Genomic DNA, 11,057 nt, shown 5'->3' with positions numbered 1-11,057 from the left:
ACCTCTTTATTTATAGTGTTTTGAATGTATACTTTTGTTGTGTATTTTGAGGATATCAGGGGATTCGGTGAGAAGTCAATGTTTAAGGGAGAATGAATGTAAACTAATATTCAAAAGTTTACTTTCAAAAAGATAGAATCATATTAATAGCAAGGGAATGCTTGTAGACTGATCTATACTGCATTCCCTTATTGTATGTATGCTATATTCTTATTCGCCTTTTTCTAACAGTAGAACCACGAATCTTGACGAAGACATTGGTTTTTGCCCTTTCCTGGGGTCCGTCCTCGCTTTTTATTCCACGGTTCCCTTGACCACGAGCCTCCAAACCCTCAAACTCCCAAAGCTAACCCCAGCGGGCAAAAACCGCCCTTCTGGGGCCACCCCTGGCGAGTTTGCATGAGGGTTCCCCTCATCGTCAAGGAACTTTCGCGGCATAAACGCCAGGACTCAGCGGTTCCACATGCGTCGCCACCACGATTCCTTTTTAATCTCTTGTACTTCTTCATTGTTTACTTGTTGTTCGGATGAATCTATTTCTAATATTGCTTGTTTTTCTTCTATCATAATTCTTTTTAAATCTTGAATCTCTCTCATCAAATACATAATTTGTTCATCTTTCTTATTTGCTTGATTTTCCATTGCTTTTTCTAATTCTTCCGCAACTATCTTTCTCACTTCATCTAAGGTAAACATAGTCTGTTCAAATGTTTGTTTAGAAGTGTTTTCCTGAACAACTTCCATATCAACAGCAATATATTTTTTAAAACCTTCTTTGTCTAATACTTCTAGAATTTCCTTATGAGGGACATTCTTTTTATTGCGAAGTTTATTAATAAATTTTAAAACATCCACACATTCAGAAGAAATATAATACTTATTTTTCTCCCCCTGTTTGAATAGAATAAATTCTTCATAAGTATTGCAATTTCGTTTAATTGTCATTGAAGATACACCAACTTGTTTTGCTATATCTTCAGCCGATAGCCAAATTAATTCATGTTTTTCCCTAATCATTGTTTAAATCACTCCTATCTAAACAAACAAACAGCATCTGAACAATGCCCGTAAACATTATTATATCAGGTGTTTAGATGCTGTTCAGATAAATACCTTGTTTAGATGAACACTTATTAAAAATATTTAAACAACACCTAAACATCTTCATGAACTTTGTTCCTAAATAGGGACCCCTAACCTTCCTACATTCACATAAATTAACTCTTTGTTTTTTAACATAATAATTTTTAATTGAAAAACAAACTTTTCTATAAAATTGGAAATTCCGAATCAAAAAAGAGAGAAGAGCATAAGGGGTTTTTGGGCCCAACTAGGGGTTGGGACTAGGCAGAGCCTAGCTTAAACGTGGGTACACGAAAATTCCCAGGATGTCCACTCACTGACGACACAAAACCCTCTAAATGTCCCCATTGTGTCCCTAGATGTAGACTCAATGAGTACACAAAGTCCCTTTGATGTCTCCATATGAGTACTCACTAACGACATGATATTTTTAATAAATTGCAATCAAACATTACTTTAAAATACTAAAAGAAAACAAATAGCATTAAATAAATGTAAATCCATAGTTCAGAAGCAAATAACACCAAAATACAAAACGCTATCCAGGCACTTCAGAATCCTTTTTAAAGAATATAAATCTAAAACAATACTATTTATCATAAAAACAAAAAAATGCGCTTAAAAGGCAAAATAAACAGGTTTAAAAGAAGGTTTTCCTTTACTTTTGGGGTTGAGGCTGGTTCGTCGTGTGGGGACGAGCCCCCACGTATTACGTATCTATCAATATGGTAAGTGAAATTATTGTTCGAAAGCACTAGCGGTTCGGCTCGTATAATAGCAAATTCAAGCCGATGATCCCAAATGGTTACTTTTGGATGTATCGGCTTGGTGATATCCAAACTCGAGCCGAAAAAAGTTTGGCAAGGATGTAGCAATGCGTAAAGGGTGGAGATTTTCTGTAGCAAAGCGAAAGAAAATACGACCCGTTCCTTGCGGAACTTTTAGCTCTTTATATAGAGAGTGAGAAGGGACAAGCATACAAAAGTAGAAAAAAAACAGTAATACCAAGGGTTTCAAGATTTTTCATAGTTATCGAATTCGATAACTTTAGTTATCGAATTCGATAACTATGAAAGTTGCAAAAAAACCTGTATGAAATTCATACAGGTTACACTAATTTTATAGGTAAATTTTTCAATTCTTTTGGTTTTCTTATAAACATAGTTTGTAGTGTTTGATTAATATTGTCTCGATCTCCACAAAGAATCACATTAGGATTTATGTATAGTGCATACATTCTAGCATTAATTCCATCTCTACCCGACTCAAAACGTCCAATTAGACCCTTTTCAAGTAATTGTTTTATTAATCTACTAACTGTATTTTTACTAGAACCTATTTTTTCTGCTATTTCAGTTTGAGTCATAGGTAATTGCTCTTTTGCATTAATATCATGAACAATACAATTAGATCGAAACCCTATGAAACCAATAATTTTGTTTAAAAACATAATTTCTTCGTTTTTCAAATAATTATTCTGAATAAGATATAACCAATTCTCTTGAATAATTTGAGCGAATTTAGCTTTATTCTTCACTTTCCGTTCAGGTACTAGCTTCATACCATGAGAATTAGCTTTTGCTTGAAGTTCATTTGCTAAATACATCTCTTCTTCTGACAAAATTTTCGAATCCTCGATATCTCTCAATCTTGCATTTTTTTCAGCTTGTTTTAAATTGATAGTATTTGTCATAACTTTTCTCCTTGTTCCTAGTATTTACAACTAGTACGGAGACTTTTTTTATGCTATTATGTAATTAGAATTTTATAAGAATAAAAAAGCCTCTTATGTATAGTTGTAGCGTCGCAACTCAATTATATCATGATTGGCTTTTTTTGTTATAACTAATAGAAAAAGAGTCCTAAATAATAGGGCTCTTTTTTACTTTTCTCGGATATAAACTTTTAAATAAAAAGATAGCTTAACATCAATCACCTTTCGTGACCCAGTTCCATCTTTCTTGTAACCAAGAACAAAGTAGCAATTAAGTCTAGAATTCTATAAGAGTAAACTACGTTTTTGTCTTGCTAGAAAATTTCCTAGTACCTTTACCTTTTTTTGTCTTCGAAGTTTCATTTCTTTATCCTAAAAGGGTTGTCGCTTCGCTCGATTTTCTATCTTTTTGAAAGTAAACTTTTGAATATTAGTTTACATTCATTCTCCCTTAAACATTGACTTCTCACCGAATCCCCTGATATCCTCAAAATACACAACAAAAGTATACATTCAAAACACTATAAATAAAGAGGTTATAAGTATGTTTTGTTTTTAAATCTTTTATTAGAATGTTTTTAGACATCATAAAAATCCTCTCAAAAACTGAGAGGATTAACAAAAAGAATTAAATTTTTAATAATTATTTATTCATATCTTAATGCTTCTATTGGATCCAATTTTGCAGCTTTATTCGCTGGAGTTATTCCGAATATGATCCCTAAAGTCATAGAGAACAGCACTCCTCCAAAAACAACCTTCCAAGTAACAAGTGGTGGCCAATGAGCAAATTTGGCAACGATATATGCACCGCCGTAACCTAAACCAATTCCAATTAAACCACCAAATAATGTTAACATGATAGCTTCAATTAAAAATTGTAATAATATTTTACTACGAGTTGCTCCTAAAGCTTTTCTTATCCCAATTTCACGGGTGCGTTCTGTAACAGATACTAACATGATATTCATAACCCCAATACCACCAACAATTAATGAAATACTAGCAATACCGCCAATAATCATTGTCATGACATTTGTTAATTTAGCAATACCATCTTGAAGTTCTTTTAAATTAACCATTTCATATTTACCTGGAATTTCAGATGATTTACGACTATTTAATAAATTCACAGCTTTTTTACCCGCATTTTCTAATTGATCTATATTTTTAGATTGAATAGAAATATTTTTAATCTCATCTGTTCCATATATAGTAGGCCATAATGTTAATGGAATTAACACTTGTAAGGGATCCATTCCCATAAATTCATAATCAGATTTATATACCCCTATAATTTGCACTGGTTGTCCTTTTATTTCTATAATCTTACCAATCGCATTTTCTTCAGGATATATTTTTTCTTTTAAACCTCTACTAATCATAACAACATTATTTCCATACTGAATATCTTTATCATTTAAAGAACGGCCTTTTAATACTTTAACTTTATTTACTTTGAAATATTCACTATCTAATCCTGTAATACTTACTGTTTCTTTTTTATCATTAACATCAAGTAATTCCATATTTGAATTTGTTTTAATAATATGTGAGATTTCTTGGATTTTTCTTAATTCATATATATCTTCATCAGTTAACAATGATTGTTTTAATGATAAATTATACGGATCATTCAAATCCTCTCTAAATTGGATAGAAATTGTATTATTACCTGTTCCAACAAACTGTGATTTTAATGTTGCTTCTCCACCTTGACCAATTGCAACAATAGTAATAATAGAACCTACACCAATAATAATACCGAGCATTGTAAGAGCTGAGCGCAATTTATGAGTTAAAATAGAAGATAAGGCAATTTTTATACTATCTAATAAACTCATACTGCACACCTTCTATCTTCTGTAATTTTCCCATCTCGCAATATAATTCGACGAGAAGAATAAGCTGCTACTTCTTCTTCATGCGTAACCATAACAATTGTCGTACCTTCTGTATTAAGCTTCGTAAAAATATCCATAACTTGTTCACCAGACTTCGTATCTAGTGCACCAGTCGGTTCATCTGCCATAATGAATGTTGGTTTATTCGCAATTGCCCTTGCAATTGCTACACGTTGTTTCTGTCCACCTGATAATTCATTCGGTAAATGATGCACACGGTCCGCTAATCCTACTTTACCTAAGGCTTCTAAAGCACGCTTACGACGTTCTGCTTTCTTCACGCCACCATATACGAGCGGAAGTTCAACATTTTCCACCGCTGAAAGACGCGGAAGTAAATTAAAATGCTGGAACACAAAGCCGATATATTCATTACGAATTAAAGCAAGCTTTGACTCGTCTGCTGTTAAGATATTCACATCATTCAGCATATATTCGCCTTCTGTTGGACGATCTAGACAACCGATTATATTCATAAGTGTTGATTTACCAGAACCAGATGGCCCCATAATTGAAACAAACTCACCGCTCTGAATTGTTAAACTAATACCATGCAAAATCGGCACCGCAAGTTTCCCTTGATAATACGTCTTAGCAATATTATTTAACGAAATCACTTCTCCTTCACTTCCATTCCGTCATACACGTCGTCGGAAGGATTTTTAACCACCTTTTGCCCCACTGTTGCGCCTTCTACAATCTCTGTCCAGTCTCCATCAGTAGCACCTTTTTTCACATTTTGTTTATGAAGCTTTCCTTTTTCCTCAACATAAACAAATGCATCATCATCCTTTTCTACAATACTCTTACTTGGAACAGCAATCATTGTCTTATTCTCTAAATTTACTTGTAAAGAAACATGATAACCTGGAGATAAACCATCTTGACTATCGAGACTTGCTTTATATATATATTGAGACATATTTTGAGTTGTTTCACCCATAGTACCTGTTTGAATCATCTCTGCACTTGTTGGAAACTCACTTACTTCAGTAATCTTACCTGTCCACTTCTTGTCATTATTTGCTTTTGCCGTTACAATAAACGTTTGATCTTTTTGAATTTGTGATTTTTGAAGTTCTGTTAATGTTCCTTGAATTTGAAACTGATTTTTAGAAGCTATTTGTAAAAATGCTTTCCCTTGACCAGTTAATGTTTGTGATGAACTTTGTGCTGCATCTTTATCTAACTTTTGAACAACACCAGCAAAGTTACTATAAATTGTAAGTTCTTTTTGTTTTTTATTTAATTCTTCTTTTTTTAACTTTCCTTTTTCTTTTTCAAGATCAATTGTTTTTTGTTGCATTTCTAATTCACTCACTTGTTCTTCCATTGGATCTGTTACTTCTTTTCCAGCCCCACTATCTTTTACTTTTTTAATTTCTTTCTGCAATGAGTCAATTTTCTTTTTTCCTTGTTCATAACGCATATCAACCATCTTTTGATCAAGCTCAATTTGTTTTTTTTGTAAATTAACTTCTTCATTATCATAAGAAAATAATTTTGTTCCTTTTTCTATTTCCTGTCCTTCTTTAACCTCTATATTTTTCACTTTTCCTTTTGTAGAATCCACATAAAAATTTTCAATATTACCAGGTTTTATTTGACCTGATATTAATTTTTTATTATCAAATTTATGCTCTGTTACATGTTCAAACTTAACATTTGTAACATCATTAGTAACTCTTTTTTCTTTAGACATAAAAAGTTTTAATACTATAGCAAAAGCAATAATAAAAAATAGCCCAAGTGCAATAAATTTGATTTTTTTGTTAAATATAGACATTTTATAACTCCTTTGATAATAATTAAATATAGATTTGTTGACTTTTGGGGTAGAGGCTGGTTCGTCGTGTGGGGACGAGCCCCCACGTATTACGTATCTATCAATCTAATAAGTGAAATTATTGTTCGAAGGCACTAGCGGTTCGGCTCGTATAATAGCAAATTCAAGCCGAGGATCCCGAATAGTTGCTTTTGGATGTATCGGCTTGGTGCCGCCAAAACTCGAGCCGAAAAAAGTTCCGCAGGGATGTAGCAAAGCGTAAAGGGTGGAGATTTTCTGTAGCAAAGCGAAAGAAAATACGACCCGTTCCTTGCGGAACTTTTAGCTCTCTATATAGAGTGAGATAAAAATCGTTTTATACCTTCCAAAAAAACTTATAATATCAGGCCTTTTAGACTTTTTTGTACTTACCAAAAAAGGTAAGTAAACTTACCAAAAAAGGTAAGTACAAAAAAGTCTATTTAAATAAATAGACTTAAAATAACTTAATAGGCAAATTCTTAAGTTGTTTAGGTACTTTTGTAAACATTGCCTTAAGTGTAGGATTAATATTGTCTCTATTACCTGAAAATATAATGTTAGGATTTATAAATAATGCATAAGCTCTAACATTATTATCATCTACCCCACTTTCAGAACGAGCCATTAAACCTTTATCTATTAGCTTTTTCACCATAGGACTAATTTTTGTTTCATGTCGTCTAATTTTATTGGCTAATTCTCTTTGTGTTAAAGGCATTTGTTCTTTAGAATTAATATCATGCACTAAACAATTACTAGAAAAGCCAACGTACATTGAAGTATCTACAAGAAATACTTTTTCAGCATTAGTTAAATAATCAATTTCAAATAAATATTGAAGATTTTGTTGTATAATTTGTACAAATTTTGCTTTATTTTTTACTTTACGTTCAGGAATAAGCTTCATTCCTCTTAAATTAGCTTTTTGTTGTAGTTCATTTGCTAATTTCATTTCATCTTCTGTTAATACTTTTAAATTATTAATATCTCTTAGTCTTGCGTTTTTTTCAGCTTGATTAAAATCAGAAACCTTTTTCATGAATTATTGCCTCTCTTACTATTTTTAAAATTTTAAAATACCATTCTATATAAGAAGACAATACACATGAATATACCGATTTTTACTTTATCGTTTAATTCAGTTTTGTTTTTTACTAATAAAAACAATAGAATCATATAAGAAATATTAAATAGATCAATTGCTTTAAATAGAAAACTATTTTGACTAAAGAATAGATACATACCAGGTTCGAAGAAAACATTTTTAAAACCTAAAGTTAAATATCTTAATCCCATTGGAATATTAGCGAACATAAATAACTTTAAAAAATAACTATATTTAGCCTGAGCTCCTAATACATTTGCAACAATAAACAGAACAAAACCTTCAAAAAATACTCCTAATAATATTAAAAAGAATGAAGCAAATGATATTATATAATCTAGATGCCCAAATTTATTTAATACATCACTTGGAATTTTTTGAGTCATTAAAGTTTCAATAAAAGGTAATACTGCAACAAGATATATTCCTAATCCCAATAAGTAAATTGCAAAGGGAATAAAAAATTTAATTTCTTTTTCTTTAAATAATGTATTTATCGTATTCATTTATTTAATAACTCCTTCTAAAAACATAGGTGTAATAAAACTTTCTATACTTGCTGCTATTAATAAACCAACTAAAACAATACATATATATTTAAAAGTTAGTTTAAGTTTTAATTTCATTAAAAATAAATCTAATGTTAATTTCAATCCTATACTAGCTGCTAATAATAAAACTGGAACCTCTATTATTCCATGAGGAATAAGTAAAAATATTAGACTAAAATCGTTTTTGATACTTCCTAAAACTCCACCAAGTATAAGTGCATTAATTATTAAAATTATTATTGTTCCAATTCCAAATGTTAAAGGAGCTAAAAAGATCATCAATAGTACAACTTTTAAATTATTAAAAAATATATATTTAAAACTAACTTCAATTTTATCTTTTAACGTTCCAACTGTTGTCACTGGCTCAGTATAAAGATACGAAATCAATAATATTAAACTAAATAAAACAACACATAAAAGATAAATTTTCACTAAATTTAATTTTTTTATCAAATTCTACCACCTATTGTCTGATAATTAAAAATGTATTAAAAAAAGGGATATCAATATATCCCTTTTTTATGCTGCTGCTGTGCTAGCTGCTGCCATTTGTTCAAGAACAGCCATAGGTAAACCAGCACCTAATGAACCAAGTACTGTAGCAACTGCTAATGCAGAACCACAAGTAGTAATTGCAGTAACAACCCAACTAGGTGCAATAATGCCACATGAACGTAAAAGATCGACTACATTCATGCTTAAATCAGTATTTTTGAAATTCATAATTCCAACTGCTACAGCTGCAGATGCTGCAACTGTTAAAGCTACTTTATTACTTTGTAATTTAACGAATAAGTTCATAATAAATAATTCCCCCAATAATTGCTTTATTTACCTTGATATCCCTTTCGTTCGTAATATTACATTATTTACCTTGTAAAATTCTACAAATATGCAGAGTTGCATACAGAAAATGTTATTTTAGAAAATTAAAAATAATCTATATATAATTCTATATAAATTAAAAATATTTAATTGATAATGATAATATAGAAAAGGACATTTTAAATTAATTTAAAATGTCCTTTTCTATATTATTTAACTATGTTTAGTTTTACGTTTAAAATAAACTTTTATCCAAAGGAAAATAGCACAAGCAATCATCATAATTTTAAATTGCCATCCTGGTTCACCTGTACGTATAAAATCATTTAAAGTCCATACTAATAAAGATAAAATTGTAAAACTAAATGCAAATCTAGCAGCAATACCAGTTTGATATAGTTCAACCTCATTCTTTTTTTTCATTGCAAAAATCCCCTCTTATTTATATATAATGTTCATTTATTATTCTTTTTAAAACTATTCAGCATTGTATTCAGACATACATTTCTCGCAATAAACATAATTAGAATGTTTTTGAATCACTTTGTCTAATATACCTACAGGCATTCTTCTTTCACTAGGTAATGTTAAAGAAACAAAAATTTTATCGCCCTCAATTAATTTTTTACCACAATTACTACAAACTAAATCTTCGATTTTAAAAAACATGAAAATAACCTTCTTTCTATTAGAAAATATTATTTTTTTTATTATTTAACTTTCAATTTTTTTCCTTCTTAATTTGTAAACATAAATTAATGGAATTAAAGAACAAACAAATAATATAAGTCCAACTAATACTCCATCTAATAAAGAGTTTTTAATTATAATAATAGATCCAGTAGCTATAGAAATAATTAAAGCTACCAGTAAACTTATAAATAATTGTTTTTGGGGTGATTTTTTTTCTATTTCTTGATCAACACCTATATTCATTGATAAATATGCTGTTATTACTGATGTAAAAAGTAAAACAAACCATAAAGGATTCTCTTTCATCGCATCAAAACCTTTAGTAACTAAATCATATCCTAAAATTCCTATAATACTTAATGTCTGTACTATATAAACTACTTTAATATTTTTTAAATTTTGTAAGATTAAACGTTCATCTTGAATTTTTTTCACTTCTATTCCTCCTTATTTATCCAAAAAATTTCATCGAGTCTACAGTCAAGAGCATAACAAATTTGTAAACACAATTTTAAAGAAGGATTATATTTACCTTTTTCAATTAAACTAATCGTTTGACGTGTAATTCCAATTTGATCAGCTAACTGTTTCTGAGTTAAATCTTTTTTTATCCGGGCTATTTTTATTCTATTATCCAAAATTTGTTCCCCCCTAACACAATGGTAAACTATAAATTGAATAATGTAAAGTATATATTACATATAAAGCAAAAAAAGAAGTTTAATTTAAATTAAACTTCTTCTTGTTTTATATGTAATTCAAATTCATTAAATTTTTTAGACATAACATATCAAATATAAAATACATCCAATATATTATCCTTTTCCTCTTTATTGATTCCAATATATTTAAGTGTGATTTGTGGTGTGCTGTGATTTAGTATTTCTTGCAACATCGCTACATCTTTTGTTTGTTTATAGAACCAATAACCGAAGGTTTTGCGCATAGTGTGAGTTCCTATAGACTCTATACCAGCAAAATCTCCGGCTTTTTGCAATTGTCGATAAGCCTGGATCTTACTAATGGGTTGATTTCCTTTTCTTGAAGAGAATAACCAAATACTTTCTAGTGTTTGAGTATACGAATAAACTTCATCAAAAATAGAAGTAAGATTAATCATGCGTTCTTTCTTCGTTTTTCCTTCTTTGATTTTGAATTCTTTTCTCTTTTTCCGTTTTAACTTTACTATGGCTTGTGTTTCAATTTGAAGTAGATCGCTAACACGTAATCCTGTATTAATTCCAATTAGAAATAAAATATAGTCTCGTTCTGAACAGTGACGTTTTAAAGCCCACTTCATATCTTCAATCTGTTCTTTTGTTCGAATTGGTTGGACATCAATGAGATGCGTTTTTTTGTTCATGAATTTCAT

General features: G+C 30.1%; 13 protein-coding genes and 1 pseudogene. All 14 read right to left on the bottom strand.

Annotated features, from left to right (window positions below):
* Positions 1-450: 450 nt before the first annotated feature.
* On the bottom strand, positions 451-1,017 hold the full coding sequence (locus MHH42_RS32300) for a hypothetical protein (protein ID WP_340895853.1): 567 nt from the start codon (positions 1,015-1,017) through the stop codon (positions 451-453).
* 1,174 nt (positions 1,018-2,191) lie between these two features.
* Positions 2,192-2,776 carry a MarR family transcriptional regulator gene (locus tag MHH42_RS32295; protein WP_340895851.1) on the bottom strand — a complete coding sequence of 195 codons (585 nt, stop codon included), beginning with the start codon at positions 2,774-2,776 and terminating at the stop codon, positions 2,192-2,194.
* Positions 2,777-3,444: 668 nt separating this feature from the next.
* Entirely contained in the window at positions 3,445-4,641 is a 1,197-nt protein-coding gene (locus tag MHH42_RS32290) for an ABC transporter permease (protein WP_340895848.1), read from the bottom strand.
* Positions 4,638-5,318, bottom strand: a complete 681-nt coding sequence (locus tag MHH42_RS32285) for an ABC transporter ATP-binding protein (RefSeq protein WP_340895847.1) — start codon at positions 5,316-5,318, stop codon at positions 4,638-4,640. The genes MHH42_RS32290 and MHH42_RS32285 overlap by 4 nt, the downstream gene beginning before the upstream one ends.
* Positions 5,315-6,364, bottom strand: a pseudogene (locus MHH42_RS32280) (efflux RND transporter periplasmic adaptor subunit); the annotation flags it as partial. The pseudogene MHH42_RS32280 and the gene MHH42_RS32285, both read right to left, overlap by 4 nt.
* A gap of 598 nt (positions 6,365-6,962) precedes the next feature.
* Complete coding sequence (locus MHH42_RS32275) at positions 6,963-7,547, bottom strand: MarR family transcriptional regulator (protein WP_340895844.1); 585 nt, start codon at positions 7,545-7,547, stop codon at positions 6,963-6,965.
* Between the two features lie 32 nt (positions 7,548-7,579).
* On the bottom strand, positions 7,580-8,119 hold the full coding sequence (locus MHH42_RS32270; RefSeq protein ID WP_340895842.1) for a hypothetical protein: 540 nt from the start codon (positions 8,117-8,119) through the stop codon (positions 7,580-7,582).
* Positions 8,120-8,620 carry a stage II sporulation protein M gene (locus MHH42_RS32265; RefSeq protein ID WP_098379302.1) on the bottom strand — a complete coding sequence of 167 codons (501 nt, stop codon included), beginning with the start codon at positions 8,618-8,620 and terminating at the stop codon, positions 8,120-8,122.
* A 66-nt stretch (positions 8,621-8,686) separates the two neighbouring features.
* On the bottom strand, positions 8,687-8,968 hold the full coding sequence (locus MHH42_RS32260; protein ID WP_340895840.1) for a hypothetical protein: 282 nt from the start codon (positions 8,966-8,968) through the stop codon (positions 8,687-8,689).
* A 237-nt stretch (positions 8,969-9,205) separates the two neighbouring features.
* Positions 9,206-9,415, bottom strand: a complete 210-nt coding sequence (locus MHH42_RS32255) for a hypothetical protein (RefSeq protein ID WP_098379300.1) — start codon at positions 9,413-9,415, stop codon at positions 9,206-9,208.
* Between the two features lie 54 nt (positions 9,416-9,469).
* Positions 9,470-9,661, bottom strand: coding sequence for a hypothetical protein (locus MHH42_RS32250; RefSeq protein WP_098379299.1), 192 nt, complete (start codon positions 9,659-9,661; stop codon positions 9,470-9,472).
* Positions 9,662-9,706: 45 nt separating this feature from the next.
* Entirely contained in the window at positions 9,707-10,120 is a 414-nt protein-coding gene (locus MHH42_RS32245) for a hypothetical protein (protein WP_340895837.1), read from the bottom strand.
* Positions 10,121-10,122: 2 nt separating this feature from the next.
* Positions 10,123-10,323 carry a helix-turn-helix transcriptional regulator gene (locus MHH42_RS32240; RefSeq protein ID WP_098379297.1) on the bottom strand — a complete coding sequence of 67 codons (201 nt, stop codon included), beginning with the start codon at positions 10,321-10,323 and terminating at the stop codon, positions 10,123-10,125.
* A gap of 152 nt (positions 10,324-10,475) precedes the next feature.
* Positions 10,476-11,048 carry a tyrosine-type recombinase/integrase gene (locus MHH42_RS32235; RefSeq protein ID WP_340895856.1) on the bottom strand — a complete coding sequence of 191 codons (573 nt, stop codon included), beginning with the start codon at positions 11,046-11,048 and terminating at the stop codon, positions 10,476-10,478.
* Positions 11,049-11,057: the final 9 nt, after the last annotated feature.

Origin of the sequence: Bacillus sp. FSL L8-0099, assembly GCF_038006385.1 — a bacterium.
Taxonomy (GTDB): domain Bacteria; phylum Bacillota; class Bacilli; order Bacillales; family Bacillaceae_G; genus Bacillus_A; species Bacillus_A toyonensis.
Note: the sequence above shows the minus strand (reverse complement) of the source record. Positions and strands in the feature narration are given on the sequence as shown.